The 14,318-nt window shown below is 54.6% G+C and carries 12 protein-coding genes and 1 pseudogene; 7 read left to right on the top strand and 6 right to left on the bottom strand.

What is annotated here, in order from left to right; genetic code table 11:
* Positions 1–160 precede the first annotated feature (160 nt).
* The 3 genes from ACMHLQ_RS01070 to ACMHLQ_RS01060 form a co-directional block, all read right to left on the bottom strand.
* Positions 161–1,399, bottom strand: coding sequence for a 50S ribosomal protein L11 methyltransferase (locus tag ACMHLQ_RS01070; RefSeq protein WP_415401006.1), 1,239 nt, complete (start codon positions 1,397–1,399; stop codon positions 161–163).
* 365 nt (positions 1,400–1,764) lie between these two features.
* A complete protein-coding gene (locus tag ACMHLQ_RS01065; RefSeq protein WP_415400942.1) occupies positions 1,765–2,226 on the bottom strand; it encodes a Dps family protein in 462 nt (153 codons plus the stop codon).
* Positions 2,227–2,351: 125 nt separating this feature from the next.
* Entirely contained in the window at positions 2,352–3,188 is an 837-nt protein-coding gene (locus tag ACMHLQ_RS01060; RefSeq protein ID WP_415400941.1) for a cysteine hydrolase, read from the bottom strand.
* A gap of 129 nt (positions 3,189–3,317) precedes the next feature.
* On the opposite strand from ACMHLQ_RS01060, the gene ACMHLQ_RS01055 reads away from it, so the two are divergent.
* Entirely contained in the window at positions 3,318–4,238 is a 921-nt protein-coding gene (locus ACMHLQ_RS01055) for a helix-turn-helix domain-containing protein (protein WP_415400939.1), read from the top strand.
* Between the two features lie 542 nt (positions 4,239–4,780).
* Complete coding sequence (locus ACMHLQ_RS01050) at positions 4,781–5,698, top strand: hypothetical protein (RefSeq protein ID WP_415400937.1); 918 nt, start codon at positions 4,781–4,783, stop codon at positions 5,696–5,698.
* A gap of 96 nt (positions 5,699–5,794) precedes the next feature.
* Here ACMHLQ_RS01050 and ACMHLQ_RS01045 read toward each other — a convergent pair whose 3' ends face one another.
* Both ACMHLQ_RS01045 and ACMHLQ_RS01040 read right to left on the bottom strand, forming a co-directional pair.
* A complete protein-coding gene (locus tag ACMHLQ_RS01045; protein WP_415400935.1) occupies positions 5,795–6,493 on the bottom strand; it encodes a hypothetical protein in 699 nt (232 codons plus the stop codon).
* A 392-nt stretch (positions 6,494–6,885) separates the two neighbouring features.
* Positions 6,886–7,835 (bottom strand): annotated as a pseudogene (locus tag ACMHLQ_RS01040) (tyrosine-type recombinase/integrase).
* A gap of 223 nt (positions 7,836–8,058) precedes the next feature.
* Here ACMHLQ_RS01040 and ACMHLQ_RS01035 point away from each other — a divergent pair.
* Positions 8,059–9,681 carry a hypothetical protein gene (locus tag ACMHLQ_RS01035; protein ID WP_415400934.1) on the top strand — a complete coding sequence of 541 codons (1,623 nt, stop codon included), beginning with the start codon at positions 8,059–8,061 and terminating at the stop codon, positions 9,679–9,681.
* Here ACMHLQ_RS01035 and ACMHLQ_RS01030 read toward each other — a convergent pair.
* Positions 9,663–10,541, bottom strand: coding sequence for a hypothetical protein (locus tag ACMHLQ_RS01030; protein ID WP_415400932.1), 879 nt, complete (start codon positions 10,539–10,541; stop codon positions 9,663–9,665). The genes ACMHLQ_RS01035 and ACMHLQ_RS01030 overlap by 19 nt on opposite strands.
* A gap of 718 nt (positions 10,542–11,259) precedes the next feature.
* On the opposite strand from ACMHLQ_RS01030, the gene ACMHLQ_RS01025 reads away from it, so the two are divergent.
* The 4 genes from ACMHLQ_RS01025 (at position 11,260) to ACMHLQ_RS01010 (ending at position 14,244) form a co-directional block, all read left to right on the top strand.
* Positions 11,260–11,655, top strand: a complete 396-nt coding sequence (locus ACMHLQ_RS01025; RefSeq protein WP_415400931.1) for a DUF3768 domain-containing protein — start codon at positions 11,260–11,262, stop codon at positions 11,653–11,655.
* 111 nt (positions 11,656–11,766) lie between these two features.
* A complete protein-coding gene (locus ACMHLQ_RS01020) occupies positions 11,767–12,879 on the top strand; it encodes a ParB/RepB/Spo0J family partition protein (RefSeq protein WP_415400930.1) in 1,113 nt (370 codons plus the stop codon).
* Positions 12,876–13,613, top strand: coding sequence for a hypothetical protein (locus ACMHLQ_RS01015; RefSeq protein WP_415400929.1), 738 nt, complete (start codon positions 12,876–12,878; stop codon positions 13,611–13,613). The genes ACMHLQ_RS01020 and ACMHLQ_RS01015 overlap by 4 nt, the downstream gene beginning before the upstream one ends.
* A 115-nt stretch (positions 13,614–13,728) precedes the next feature.
* Complete coding sequence (locus ACMHLQ_RS01010) at positions 13,729–14,244, top strand: hypothetical protein (RefSeq protein ID WP_415400928.1); 516 nt, start codon at positions 13,729–13,731, stop codon at positions 14,242–14,244.
* Positions 14,245–14,318 lie beyond the last annotated feature (74 nt).

Below are 14,318 nucleotides of genomic sequence, written 5' to 3'. Positions count from 1 at the left end.
GGACTCACATTGTGCCAAAGTTCCTGCCCAGCCCGAAGGCGCCGTTGGCCGGAAGGCCTTAATGCTGCACAGCGGGCCGCCATGACTGCCACTCGCCGCTAGTGGACGTTCCGAAGCCATGTGAAACCTCGCATTTTGTGAGATGGCAGGTGCGATTGATCTATGTCGCAAGCTCCTCCACGTCTGCTGAGTTACTCTTGGCATCAATGTAGGACGTAGTCCTCGGAATGGGATTGAACCTAGTGCTGTTGAGATCTTTGTAGCTTCCGACACTGTCGGAAGTACGCTCAATCCATTTCGGAGCTCGGTTGACATCGTCTGTGAATGCCAAAGCACTGTCTGCTACCAAGCTTAACCGCGACGTATCGTGTTTCGCGGTAACACTGAGGAAATCACCGGGCATGGCGGACATCGAATGGTGCGTCAGGAAAGCTGTTCTTCCCCAATGCCCTCCAGAATTGAAACCGTTAGACACACTTATGCCGTGCGAAAGATCCATTTCAAAGAATACGAGGACAGCGTGGACCGTGCCCTTTACGGAACAGTTAAGGGGCTTTGTCGTTTGCTGTGCAATCAAGTCTGGTTGCGTGAAATCAAATCGAAATAGGTTTTTTGCCGGACCCAGCGGTCTTAGAGGGCAAGCCAACAAGTCGTTTGGTGTGATCTGTGCCACATTGGCAAAGGGGTGAAACGCATCAAGTTTGAAGCCTTCTGCCTTTTGCGGTCGCCAAAGCTTCAAAAGCTTGCTGCTTTCGACCAATTGAGCCTTCAATGTGCCTTGTTCTGGAATTGCACGGGCAGTGGGTTTGGCGAGCTTGTTCATCGCGTGGGCGAGTGTTGCGAGAGCGCCTTCGCCCAGCAAAACGGTATCGACGATCTCGGAAATTACGACATCCGCGCGTTCGGGAAGATCCAAACCAACAACAAGGTTGTGCGACATCTTAGGAAGAACAGTGATGCGATCTGCGAGCCCATTCTGTTCGATGACCTGTACCGCAGCTTGAGCAATTAGAGGTTGTTGTTCGCAGGTATAAACATGTTTGGCACCTGCGCGCGCGGCAAGCATTGCAGTTAACCCAGCGCCGCAGCCGATGTCGAGAACAACGTCACCAGGTCTGACTTTCGCTGCGATTGCTTTTGCGTAGGCGCGGTTCCGAATTTCGTCTGCAAGCATTGGAAAGTGCCACCGCGGAACAAACGTCTGGTAAAGGCGCTCAAGTAGCACATGCGCTTCGTGATGATGAGGGTCTATAGCCAAAGCCTCCGATAGAAGCTCTGACGTTCGGAGGCCGCCGTCAGCTAGGGGTTCAGTTTTGGCAAGATTTACAAGGTGTTCGGCTTGTCGTGCTCTCTGACACTCAGCTTCTGGCAAGACTTGATACTCGCTTCGAAGGGTCATCGCCTGGGCTTTTACCATCAATTGTCCTCATTCTAAGGAATTGCGTTGAACTGGTTTACCCCTCGTTCACATAAGAAAGAGTGAATGAGCCGTTGTGTTGAGCAATGTGGGGCAGATCCACGACGGTCTTAGCAAAGAACGAACAGGGCATCGGAGGAGGCGGCTAGGCCCCTGCGACTGGGCCAGTCGGAGTTAAGGAAGTGTCGGTCGCAGCCCGAAGGAGACATTGGTTCGGGCTGATTAGATGACCAAAGCGCGGGACAAAGTGCGCCTTTGCTGCGGTTGCACCAATGTCGGCTATGCCCAAATTTTCGAACTGTTCTCTTGTCTGGTGCTCAATCTGAAGTAGCCGGAACTGATGCGTCTCAATTCAGTATCACCATCTGTTTTGCAGCGGCTGACATCCTCCAACGCTCCTTTTCGCTCCATTCGAGAATGTCGGTCATAACCCCGACTGTACCGTCGTCTCGGACATCAGCGAGAACCTGAATTGCATTACGGAGAGCATCGATGAAGTTCAAAAAATCGGTGCAATGGTTCGCAAGCATTTCATCTGCAGTCTTGGCGGCTGACAGTTGGGTTCCAGTGCACGAAACAAGTAGCTCATCCAACGAGGCAGGCGCTTTGACGTCCAGCACGCGCAACCGCTCTGCGACCGTATCCATGAACCCGTTCAGCGTCTGATATTGGGTCTCAAACATGGCGTGCAAACTGTGGAAATTCGGACCTTCCACGTTCCAATGATAACAGTGGGTTTGCACATAGCGGCGAAAGACCTTGCCGAGGACCGCCCGTATCGTGTCCTCCTTAACTGAGTTTGAAGCCATCTTTTGTCCTTTGTTTTCTGTCCAGTTGCGGGGACAGGGCCGTGACCATGCCCGCCACCGGAGAGGTCGGTGGCGGGCATGGCGTAACACTGTCTTGGGGCAGAGCGCCCTCAGGATGGGTTGATTTAGGTCGCCGCTGCGTTGATTTGTGCCACGGCCTCTTCCGTGCTCCAGACTGCGTTGGCGATGAAGCGGAAGTTAATAAGGGCGGCGAGGTATCCATCACCTTCGGGCAGTTGGGCGGCGGCAGTTGCATCCCGCACCACGGCCACTTCGAAACCGTTCTCGATCAATTCGCGCATGTGCGATTCCGTGCACAGGTTGGCGGACATACCTGCCAGAATGACTTGATCCACGCCTTGCTTGCGCAGTTGCAGCGTCAGGTCGTTGGTGTCGTTGCCGTACATCTTGTGGGGCGAGGTGACGATGGTCTTGCCGTCGTTGATGTAGGGTTTGTACCGCTCCAGCCAGTCCGCGCCCGAGCCTTCGAAACCGTCAACGTTCAGCTGGCCTTTGCGGTCAAACATGCCGATCTTGTGCATCAGCTTTTCCAACGCACCTTCGAACTTCCAACCGTGGTCCGTTGGAAAGTAGTAATGCGGCGATACGGCAGTCGTGATGTCGTGTTCTTTGGCCGTGCGGAACAGGGTCTCGATGTTTTCCACGGTGTTCAGTTCGGTGACGGAGGCACCAATCACGCCCCAGGTCACGCCATCGGGGCTGAGGAAATCGTTCTGAGGGTCGGTCACCACGAGGGCTGCGCGGCTCAGGTCGAGCTTCATGTCAGAGGGCGGCAATGCCGGCTCAGCCGGTTCAGCATAGGGATTGGAGGTATCCTGTGCCTGAGCGGTCCCGGCCAGAGCAGTGGCTGCGACCGCCGCAGTCCCTGCCAGCCCGGTGGTTAACGCCGCGCGACGTGACAGTTTTTTGCCGCCGTGATCATGATCATCGCAATTGCACATAAGGTCGTTCCTTCTTTGGATATAACGAGAAGCCTTAAGTGCGACAGTCGACGTGCCTTTTCGTCTTGATTTGGACCAACCGCAAAAAACTTTCGTGACCGCAAAGGTGTTTAGGGCCAAGGTCACAAGATGAGCTACGACCACATTTTCGATCAACTCGACATCCGTACGGAACCGTTTGCGATCTGTGAAATCCACGGGACCTGCCATGTTGCACTCAAGCCAGATGCGGCGGTGACCCTGCACTACATTCTGGGCGGTCAGGGCCAGATCACAACGCGCGGGCATGCCCCGATCAGGATATCCAAGGGCAGTTTGGTTTTGATCCCATCGCTGAACAGCCACGAAGTATTGAACGATGGCGCGATGATCGTGCCGGGACCATCGTGCAAACCTGCGGCGCTGAACTTGGCGCAGGTCCTAAAATCGGCGCCGGATGAAAGTGCGGGCAGCGCCCGCCGCCTGATAGCACTGTGCGCCCACGTCAAAATCGGGCTGATGGGGGCCACGGATGTGGTCAACCTGATCCGCGAACCGTTGGTGACACGCGCCGAACCCGGCAGCGACCTCATGGCATTGGTCGACACGTTGATGCACGAAGTGTGCGAGCCCAGCATGGGCAGCCGCGCCCTGATCCGGGTTCTGTTGATGCAAGCGTTGATCGTCATGATGCGCAAGCGAATGACAGAGCAGGGTGGGCCATTGGACTGGATGGCTGCGTTGCGCGACCCGATGCTCTGGAAAGCGTTGAACGCGATGTTGGACAACCCGGGCAAGCCGTTTTCTGTTGAGTCCCTCGCGGACATTGCAGGCATGAGCCGGGCCGCGTTTGCGAAGCGATTTGCCGAAGCCTATGGCGCAGGGCCGATGGAGTTGTTGCGCAATCTGCGGGTGCGCAAAGCGGGCGACCTGCTGCGCAACACAGATTTGCCTATGAAAAGAGTGGCTGAATCCGTTGGGTTTTCCAGCCGGAGTGCCTTTAGTCGCACTTTCGAAGCAACTTCCGGCCAAAGTCCCGGTGCGTTCCGCAAAGCAATTAGACAGTCGTGACCGTGGTTCCGGCTTTTTACCACTCTTGACGCCTCAGATGTGCGCCGCGCAGCACTGGGTACTTCGGGCTCGCTGCTGACATCCGCCGCGCGCGGCTCTTGTGTCAGCGCCCAGCCGAATGCGGACATTCATTTTGGGCGCTCCGGCGACCGCTGCGTGCGGACAAAAGTGTTGTTTCGCTGCGGGCGCGCAAAGGTCCGCTTTGAAGGATTCGGCTGTGCCAAAAACGATCATTTTCCTCAGTGTCACAGACGTATGAACTTTGACACATCACGCAAGTCTGACTGCCACGTTTTGATAAGGTGTCGCGTCCGACCAACATCCAACCCCGGCACTTGAATTGGTGCGGAAGGTCTCCTTAGGATTTAATACGTCTTCTGGACTGATCCAAGCCCATATGCGGTTTGAGAGCACTTGCGAAGTGATTGTTATTGGCGAAGAACACCGCGCCCGGCAATGTACATCTGATTGTAGGATGCCGTGAGCTTGTTTTGAGCCCGAGATTTTTGTCAGACTGTAGGTCGGAAGCTTTAGGAGCGAAAATGGACGACGTCGATAGACTCTTCGCGAAGTATAGGGAAGCGGCCAGACGCCGTCAGGAGGCCGCCGATGTGTTTCTTCGGCAGGCTCATACGTACCGGGCGGACGTACAGAGCGACGGTCGAGAGATCACCACTGAACTTCTCGAAGGATTCTTCGAAGAAAAATACGCGAAGAACTCGAAGGTGAGAAAGGCAGCCCGGGAAACCGAAGAGCTCCTGGCCAACTTCGATCATGCCGCCGTGCTCGTCACGTCGTCGGTGATGACTATGTCAATGCAGCTCAAGTTAGCGCTCGATACACTGGCTTTCGAGACGATCGCAGCACCAATCCGAGAGCTGGGAAAGCCTCTGGATCCAAACAACAAGACGCCTCTCGAGATCGCCCAAGAAGGAATGGAAAGCCTCTCGACAGCACGCCGAAAGCTTCATGTAAGCGCTGTTCAAGCTGTGACAGATGCACATCTCCTAGAGACCCAGGTCGAAGAAACGCTCCGGCAGGCAACCCTCCTTCTGGAGGTTCGCCGCAAGCGTTTGTGGGACTTCCGACGCGAAAACCTCTCCGTGACATGGGGAGAGTTGAGGCAGCGAGCGGCAAAAGAGGGGCAGGACGCGTTATCCGAGAAGATCCGAGAAAGACTTGAGGAGATTATTACTGAGGCATTGGAAGAGGAGGCCGAAGAGATTTCTCAACTTAAAAGAGCTTCCAGATACATTCGCCTGCTCTATCGGCTTTTCGGAACGAGGTCGGTGGACCGCCGGAACAACGATACCGACCAGATGATGGGCCTCTTGGAACAGCTTGAGCTCGAAAACAAGCTGCTAAAGGAATTCGACGATGTCTTCGAGAGAGCAGGGGCTTCCATCGGTTCAATCCGTGCGGGGGCGGAGAACAGCTTTGAGGGACGGGTCGTAAGCTAGTGGTGGCACCCGAGGCCATAGCTATAGACCCCCTGTCAAAACCCTTGCGGCAAAAACGGTCCTTTCTGCTAGTGCCATAAACGTATGAGTTTTGGCCTAATCTTTGGCAATTTGTTTTGGCTCGTCGTTGGCCGCGCGCTCTTTGTCAGTTGCGCTCGAACTACTGGAATTGATCAACACCTTTTGCCCTGCGATATCAAATGACATCTCCTCCACATTCTCGGAGTCGATGCGACCCAAAGTGCCTATCATCTGCGACAGAAGTCGTTCTCGTGCTCGCCCGCTGATGTTGTTGCGTTCGATTTGGCTTTCCACAGCCATCAAGGTCCGCATCTGAAGTTCGAAATCGCGTTCTCTGTTCCTGTCTTTGGCGTACAGCTTAGTAAGATAGACCGCTATGAACGAGGCAACAGGTATCCCAATTTCTAAGATCAGTGACCCTTCGCGCATGCCGTCAACCGAAACCGTCACATCGTGCATTCCAGGTGGAAACCGTCGGGATTTTCTCTCTTTGAAGTTCTCCTCTTCAGACCCGAAATCTCGGTACATATCGTAGCTTCGACGGTATGCCTCCAGCCGGCCCATGTGCTCCATCTCAAGAGTTGACACTGCGGGTTCCCCTGCGGGATGGTCACTATGATTGGGTGGTCGGCTAAGTTTAGGGTTTTTGCGATACTCCATGCAGAACCCTTCGCTAAGCCAAGCAATCCTCTGCGCCATAATTATGTACTCAGGAATCCGCTGGGCGTGTTGCTCGGACTCATCATGGATGCGAAGCAATAGTTTTGTGTTCATATTCAAATCCTAATCCTAATGATGTCCCGAAGTGCATCACAGCTCTCTTGTAGATAGCATGAGAGCGCCACGCCATTTTGAATAGGATATTGAGTTCGCGATCAGACGCAATCTGTGCCAAAAACCTATGGCCAGAACCAATGCGCCAAAAACGGTCGCTTTTGTCACGGCTGCTGCTGACGCCGTAATCGTTTAAGAATTCTGTGCCACAAACCCTTTGCAGAACCTCGTTTGGTTTTTGGCACGTTTTTTTTGCCGTCGAACCAAGACCGGACCTTCGCCATCACGCGGCAACTTGGGAGGTATGGGCTCGTTCTCGCCATTTGCCGCACTGAGCACGAACGACTGCAGTTTGGATGGTTGCGCGGGCGCCGTGCTCAAGGTGGTGCGATTTAGCGTACTGTTGCGCGGTCAACCGTTGCCAATGTATCAGCCGCGGTAATGGCAGAGCTCAACGAGTTGTCCGACACTTTGGTATAGATTTCTGTTGTCGCGATGCTTGCATGTCCTAACAACCTTTGAACCAAACGTATGTCGACACCTTCTTCGATCAGAAGTGTCGCTGCAGAGTGTCGAAACCGGTGGGGGTCAGATGCGGTTCGATACGAAGCGACCGTGACAGCGTCTTCAATCGTTTTCGATAGGCCTGTGCCTTTAGACGCTCTCCATTGGTATTTGCAAACAGCCACGCCTGCGACCCCTGTGTATCAAACTTACATTGCCAATAATGCCTGAAATCCTTCTGCACCCGGTAGTTGGCAACATAAACGGTGCGTTCCCTATCACCTTTGCCGCGAACCCGTATCCGAGAGGCAGCGCCAGTCACGTCTTGCACCCGCAATTCTGTCAGTTCGCTAATTCTAAGGCCAGTCACCACTAGAAGCCGTGCGATGAGCCCTGTCACTTTGGTGGCGGACACCTCATTCAGGTTCTGGGTTCCCGCAACTAGATCGAGATCAATTATGTGCTCAGCCGACTGAAATAAGGCGCTTAGGGTAGGGCGATCTACAGGCCGCGGGAGACGCTTCGGGATTTTTAGATCTAGTCGCAGTCCTTCAAATGGTGAACGCTCTTCGGGGCAAACATCTTCGCGCCACTTATAGTATGAACGGAGTGTCACCAGACGCCTTCGGATCGTAGATGGGCTGGCATTCTGCTCCTCTCGGAGGTCCTTCTGAAATGCAATCACATCGCCTCCGGAAGGTTGCTCTACTAGACCGACCTTAGATCTAAATTTTGCGAATGCGGTTAAATCCTGCCGGTAAGCTCTTAAGCTATGCTTGCTCAGCCCGAGCTGTTCTTGGCAATACTCTTCGAATTCTTTGATCTTGATTGTGGTCATGTGCCCTCGCCGTTGACTTGGGGCCGCTGTCGTCTGCCGTCAGCTTCCAACCCCATCCAGAGCGCACAGGAATCTACAAAAATTGCTTTGGCAACAGTCAGATATGGCCAATTTGGTATCGAAAGTATGGTGACTTACAATCTCTACAACTGTAGGCTGACCAGAGATTTTAACCTAAGCGGCTAACTATTTCGGCTGCTGTAACGATAACCGAGAATTATCCATGCAAGCTGTCGCTCAGTTCTCAAATTTTGTGCCGTTAAGAGAGCAGATCGATGTGCTTGTGTCCGCAAGAGACGCTTATGACGTTTCTCGTACAATCGCTAAAACTGAACCGAAGAAACGCGTCTTCGAGTTGCATGATCATACTCAAGTTGCTTCCTTCGTTTCGGAGGCCGTGGATAAGGTTACCAAAGGCCGGTTTCTGAATTCATTTAGGAAAGTCTTCGACGGGATCGTCTCCGTCAGTTGGACCCCTCCCAATGTCGATAGTGGTAGTTTCGAAATTTCCTTGCTTAACGGAATCTCCGCAGAAGGCTTGGACCTTCCTGAGTACATGCTGATCAAACGTGACGGTCTCGAGCCAAACCATCTGACCGGCTTGTTCGCGTTGTTCGAAAAGATTCCACCTAAGCAGCGACCAAAAATCATTCTCGACGCTGAACTCGATCTGACAAGTGCGTACGAATTATTGTCTTGCAACGTCGAAAGGGTGCGCGTTTTTACAAGCAAACCAGGCGGCCTCGAAGAGATTGAATTACGAAACCAGGACGTTGCTCATGACAACTTTCTCAAGTTTTATGAAGCATCAGCCTTAGGATCGTGTGCCGCGGCAGACCTTTTTGAAGAGGGCATGAGTGACGCGCAAGAGGAAGATGCGCGAACCGCAATTGTACAACAGTATCTCAAGGTGCAAGCTTTGAAACGCCTTGGGAACAAGTTTGAAGCTATTCGCCCGATTAAAGCCGCACTCGATGCAATGCACAATTCGCAAAATCTCGACGAACGGTGGAAGTCTCAAGCGCTGTTCTTCTTTCTAATCGATTTAGCTTATACGCTCGAGGACCCAAAGTGCGTTGAACAACTCACAGGGATCGCACTGCGGCTCGAAAATCAAAAGATGATTGGTCATGCCTACCGTATGGTCAACCTCAGTGCGGGTATCAGTCCATTCTCATCCCAACGACTGATGGAAGGAGATGAACTATTCAGATCTCTTGGCGAGCCCGTGGGGCAACTCTATTGCCGCAACAATTTGCTTGTCACCAACTCGCACCTTCTCAGTCATCAAACATCACGTAGAGAGTGCGAGAAGACTCTCGAATTCGCATTTGAAGTCACGCCATTTTCTGACCGCTTAAGTACGGTCTGCTCGTCCGTAGGCGTCGCTCACCTGCTCAACAATGATCTCTCGGAAGCTCAGCAGGCCTTTAGTCGAGGTACCGAAGCCTCAGGCTTGCGGTTTCATCAGCTGACTGCGCGGGTCAACCAACTTATCTGCGAATATGTTGCAGATGGAAAGGTTTCAGAACGAGACGTCGAAGATTGTACGCAGGCTATCGAAGCATCACGAATGTCAGCAAAACTCGATTACCATCACACGTACTTGTTGGGAAACTTACATGCGCTGGCACCTTCAAAGCACAGCAAGAATCTAGTTGCAGATCAGCTGATTTCTCGTCGTTTCCTCGACTACAGCGATGACGAGGTAAGGGCCGGAGACGTCTTGGCGTTCGTCGAAAAAAAACTAAGAATGTTGGCCCCAGACGGTTCTTTTTCTGGCCCAAAGGGTGAGTTTTTCCGCCGCTACGGACTGCTTCCACTCAATCATTTCGTCTGGAACTGATTTTTGAACAAAGATGAGCCGAGTAGGTACATCGCTGCCGCCAGGGTATGATCCATGGTTCTTTGCAACAAATACGATGCGGCCAAGTTATCCTGCTGACCAGTAAGGTATTCTCGTGTGTAATTCGTAACATTGTTTTTGCGGCCCATCGTTGGAAGAGCATTCAGTTCAACAAATTTTATCTTCGATTTGGACAGGATTAGGTCTTCCTCGAGCGGACCCTCATAGCGGAAATCAACTCGAGCTACAGAAGTGCACCCGGTTTCACTTGCCAATGCTTCCGCCGCCTTCGCGACGTGGGTGTCGTAATCTATGTCTATGAAATCCATCGCCGGCGCGGCATCAGTCTCTTCCTTCGCCACCTCTGAATAGATCCAATCGAGAGGTGTTTCCACATCGGGTACGACAATCTGCGCCGCAATCATCTCTAGAGCACCGCTTTGACAACTCGGGACAAGTACCAGAGTTCCATCGTAGCCTCGAATGAACTCTTCGACCATGTAATCGTGCGGAACAGAACCGTCGAACTTGTCCAGATAAACGCCAACACTGCTGCCCAAATTTGTAGGTTTGAACAAGGCTGCATCACCAATATTCAGCTCGTTTGGGCCTTTTGGAAGATCAAATCCTGCTTCTTTTGCAAGCAGTTTAGATACAGGTTTGTCTTCGCTCAGCAGCGCCGTTCGCGCGTCGCAAAATGCAATTGTGCGTTTCCGCCAGCCTGCTAATGCTGGGGCTATCACTAGGTTTCCTAGGAAACGATTTCCTGCGTTTAGATTGAGCAGAAACCTTGGAAGGTGGTCAAATCCGAGACGAGACATTTCGATGAGTTGATCGACATTCAGGAAGGTGAGCTCCATTCCAAGAGCTTCGCCAGCCTCAGAAAAGAAGCCGACAACGTCCGATCGCCAACGATGATACCAAGTGCTCGACGGCTCCCCCTCAAATCTGTCGGAGTATACGATGGCTAGGCGCTGACCCTCTAGTTCACGCAAGAAATCTACAAGTTCTTCGGTATATGAAGGCAAAGATAATTCTCGGTTATCGTTACTCCGCCCCCTTAGACCTGATGGCCCCTGTCGCACCCTTGCGGGTGCGTCACCGCACTCCACAGGCTCCGGTCGGCAAAGCCGTCCTCCGCCCGGAACATACGCCCCGGTCAGACCCTGCTCACATTTGGACCTTCCATCGTCTCCTTTGGAGCCGCTGTCAGGGCCGTTCGCATGGGTCTGCCTGGGGCAGATGATCCGCCCTTGCGGGTTTCGGTCCCTGGGGCAGCGGAACTTCGTTCTTTGAGTTTTTCTGGTCTCCTTGTCGGTCGCGCTTAGCGCTTGGTCCAAGGAGACGTTGCTTTAGAACCCGCTGGGTTCTCGCGCACGCAACCAAAATAGACAGGACCCGTGTCCTCGCGGCGTGGCCGCTGCGGGCCGCACCAGTCCCATCGATTTTGGTGGCGTTTGCTCACTCCGGCACTTCGCCAGTGGGTCAGGTTTTAGAGACGACGCCCCACAAGGGGCTTGGCTCAAAACCAGACAGCAAGGGGCAATCGACCCCATCCAACCACAAAGGATCGACCTGATGGAGAATGAGACAGATACCGCACATGAGGCTCAGGCTCAGGCCGCGTTGGCGGCCAAGATCGCCGAACAGAATGACAGGTTTCGGCGGACGTGGGGTGCGGATTTCACCGTGCCGGGTCAGATCGTGATGACACGCGGCGTGGCCGACCTGTCACCCGCCGCCAAGGCCATCATCATGCAAAGGGTCCAAGGTTTCGACGTCTTCACCGAAGACAACGATCCTTATGGCGATCACGGCTTCGGCGCGTTCGAGTTCGACATCGGCGGCAACAGCTACCGCATTTTCTGGAAGATCGATCTCTACGACACCGAGTACAGCATGGGCAGTGACGACCCGGCGAACCCAGAGGTGACCCGCCGCGTCCTCACCATCATGCACGCCTCCGAATACTGACCATCGAGCAGCCGCTGGGGCGGGCGGAATGCGTGCGACTGCGCGATGCGCGCTCGTCTCGGCGAACCCCAACCAATCCACTTTCCAAACTAACCGAGAAGGATGACTTCCATGACCAACCAATCCAAACACGCCACCGATGCGACCATCATCTACGCGTCACTTGATCAACTCTACCTGCATGAGTTGAACCCACGCCAAGAGGTGGCGCAGGAGGCCGTGGAGGCACTCGCCGAGAGCATCAAGGCCTGCGGGTTGCTGCAGAACCTCGGCGGATTGCAGGACGACAGGGGCAAGATCGGCATCGTGGCGGGTGGCCGCCGTCTTCGCGCGCTGGCCTATCTCGCGGAAAGCGAATCTACACAAGAGGCGACCAAGACCATCCCTGTCTTGCTGGCCAAGGACGCGGCGCAAGCCGAAGTCTGGGCGAACGCAGAAAACACGGCCCGTGCCGATCTCGACCCGGCAGATGAAATCCGGGCCTATGGTCGGATGGCTCAGTTCCAAGCCAGTGCCGATGACATCGCCAGCGCCTTCGGTGTCACGGTTGCCCATGTCAAAGGTCGCTTGAAACTCGCCCATCTACCCGACGCCGCCTTGGACGCGCTGAAGGCCAAGACGATCAACCTGACGGTCGCGCAGAAGCTGACCACAGCGGATGACGAGAAGCTGATCCTCGAGGTGCTCCAGCTTATCGCGGACGGTCGGATCACGCACGCGAACCAGATCGATGGGGTTCTGCATCCGAAGGCCTTGAAGGCCACGGATCGCCGCGCCGTGTTTGTCGGGACAGAGGTCTATGAGGCGGCGGGCGGCAAGATCGCGCGTGATCTCTTCTCGGATGATGTCTTCTTCGAAGATCGGGACGTTCTTGATGAAGTTTTTGCCGAACGCCTGAACGCTGCTGGAGAGGCGGTCGCACAAAACGAAGGTTGGGCGTGGGTCATGACCCACGAGGACGCCTATCTGTCATGGAACTTTATGGAGGAGCACAAGTTCGAACGGGTCTATCCGGTCGAGGGTGTGCTCTCCGACGATCTCACCGAGCGCTACGATGAACTTGCAGAGCTTGCCGAAGGCGATGTGCTGAACGAGGGGGAGAAGCCGAACTCGAGAAACTGCAAACCATCCTCGACGGCGATTTCGTCGAAGAACAGAAGGCGCTGGCCGGCTGTGTGGTCCATGTGGGTCAGGACGGACGGACGCAGGTTACTGGTGGCATGATCCGGCCCGAAGACAAGAAAGCCGCGATTGAGGCGGGCATTCTGGCCGCCTCGCAACATGGCTCTGCCGATAAGGCACCCAAGAACCCGTACTCGCAAAAGCTGCGCGACGATCTGGATGCAATCAAACTGGCCGCGCTGCAAAACGCGATGCTGGATCACCCAGAGCTGCTGCTTGATCTTCTGGCGTTCCAGTTGAGCGGCGCGACCGGGTTCCGGGATGTGCTGGGGATCACGACAGGGCAGCCGAGCAACACACCGTCCTGCGCCGATGGGTTTGCTGTGGACAAGCGGTTGAGCAAGCCAGATGCCGCGCCTGCGGATCGCTGGGACGTGGACCTCAAGAAAGTCTTTGCGACGTTCAAGAAGAAGGGCAAGAAGCACCGCGATGCCGAGCTGACCCGCCTGCTGGCCAAGCTGCTGACCGGAGGGGATGCCGAATTCTCGAGTTTCCTTGAACAGAAATCAGGGGCTGCGATCCGGAAGGTCTGGACACCAACAGCGGACAATCTCTTCAAGCGGGTGTCTGGTCCGATGATGGAAGGCATTTATTGCGAGCTTCTGGACCTCAATCCCACCGACGAGCGGGCCAAGGCCTTCGCCAAGTTGAAGAAGGGCGAGAAGGCTGAAACGCTGGAGGACCTGTTCTCGGACCCGACCAAGCAGAAGCTGCATGGCGTGACCGAGGCACAAAAGGCCCACATCGATACGTGGGTGCCAGACTACTTTGGTTGAGCAGTCGCTGGGGGCGGTGCTGCACCGCCCCTATCCGACCAACAGAACCGTATCGCCTAGAGAAAGGATCGGCCTCGGTTGCGAGGCCGTTCGCCGATCGAGAAGGATGCTAAGGATGACAACGCTGACCAAGTCGCTGCACCGGGTCTGGAAGTCCGCTCAGCTCTACATCGGGTTTCATCATGATCCAGAAGGTCGGGCGCGCAAAGAGCCGCATGTCTGGCCGCCCAAGAATGGACGCGCAACGATCCACGAAGACCCGGATGAGCAGGAGGCTTTTGTTGTTCTCAAATCAGCCGAAGGCGATGCCGCACAGGATGTGCAGATCAAGCTACGCCCGGATGTGATCGTCCTGCGACGAGATCACAATGAGGCTTGGGAGGGCGTGGTGGTGGACCCGTTCACGGTCTCGGTGAAGATTGGCGGCGTCTCAATCCGCATCAATTATGACGGGTCCATCACACGCGACGATGGGGGCAGCACGACCTGGGTCGAGGCAGATGGCGGCATTCTGAAGAAGACCGAGTTTGTGGACGCGGCGATGTCCGCTGATGGCACGGAACTCTTGCTTCGAACTCCGGACAACCTCACGGCCATCACAGGTAGCGGCCTGATCTCAAGAGATCAGTAGAGATCGCTGAGTTTCAGGCGTGCGCTCCCTCGATATCACGCGCTTGCTTGAGGGTCGTCGGATGCGTCATGCCG

The organism is Tateyamaria algicola, assembly GCF_047715485.1.
GTDB lineage: Bacteria > Pseudomonadota > Alphaproteobacteria > Rhodobacterales > Rhodobacteraceae > Tateyamaria.
Note: the sequence above shows the minus strand (reverse complement) of the source record. Positions and strands in the feature narration are given on the sequence as shown.

Coding starts and splice junctions, on each gene's coding strand:
- ACMHLQ_RS01015 (WP_415400929.1), top strand. CDS start 12,876: ATGATCCGGCCCGAAGACAAGAAAGCCGCGATTGAGGCGGGCATTCTG.
- ACMHLQ_RS01060 (WP_415400941.1), bottom strand. CDS start 3,188: ATGTGCAATTGCGATGATCATGATCACGGCGGCAAAAAACTGTCACGT.
- ACMHLQ_RS01010 (WP_415400928.1), top strand. CDS start 13,729: ATGACAACGCTGACCAAGTCGCTGCACCGGGTCTGGAAGTCCGCTCAG.
- ACMHLQ_RS01050 (WP_415400937.1), top strand. CDS start 4,781: ATGGACGACGTCGATAGACTCTTCGCGAAGTATAGGGAAGCGGCCAGA.
- ACMHLQ_RS01020 (WP_415400930.1), top strand. CDS start 11,767: ATGACCAACCAATCCAAACACGCCACCGATGCGACCATCATCTACGCG.
- ACMHLQ_RS01055 (WP_415400939.1), top strand. CDS start 3,318: ATGAGCTACGACCACATTTTCGATCAACTCGACATCCGTACGGAACCG.
- ACMHLQ_RS01070 (WP_415401006.1), bottom strand. CDS start 1,399: ATGACCCTTCGAAGCGAGTATCAAGTCTTGCCAGAAGCTGAGTGTCAG.
- ACMHLQ_RS01030 (WP_415400932.1), bottom strand. CDS start 10,541: ATGGAGCTCACCTTCCTGAATGTCGATCAACTCATCGAAATGTCTCGT.
- ACMHLQ_RS01035 (WP_415400934.1), top strand. CDS start 8,059: ATGCAAGCTGTCGCTCAGTTCTCAAATTTTGTGCCGTTAAGAGAGCAG.
- ACMHLQ_RS01065 (WP_415400942.1), bottom strand. CDS start 2,226: ATGGCTTCAAACTCAGTTAAGGAGGACACGATACGGGCGGTCCTCGGC.
- ACMHLQ_RS01045 (WP_415400935.1), bottom strand. CDS start 6,493: ATGAACACAAAACTATTGCTTCGCATCCATGATGAGTCCGAGCAACAC.
- ACMHLQ_RS01025 (WP_415400931.1), top strand. CDS start 11,260: ATGGAGAATGAGACAGATACCGCACATGAGGCTCAGGCTCAGGCCGCG.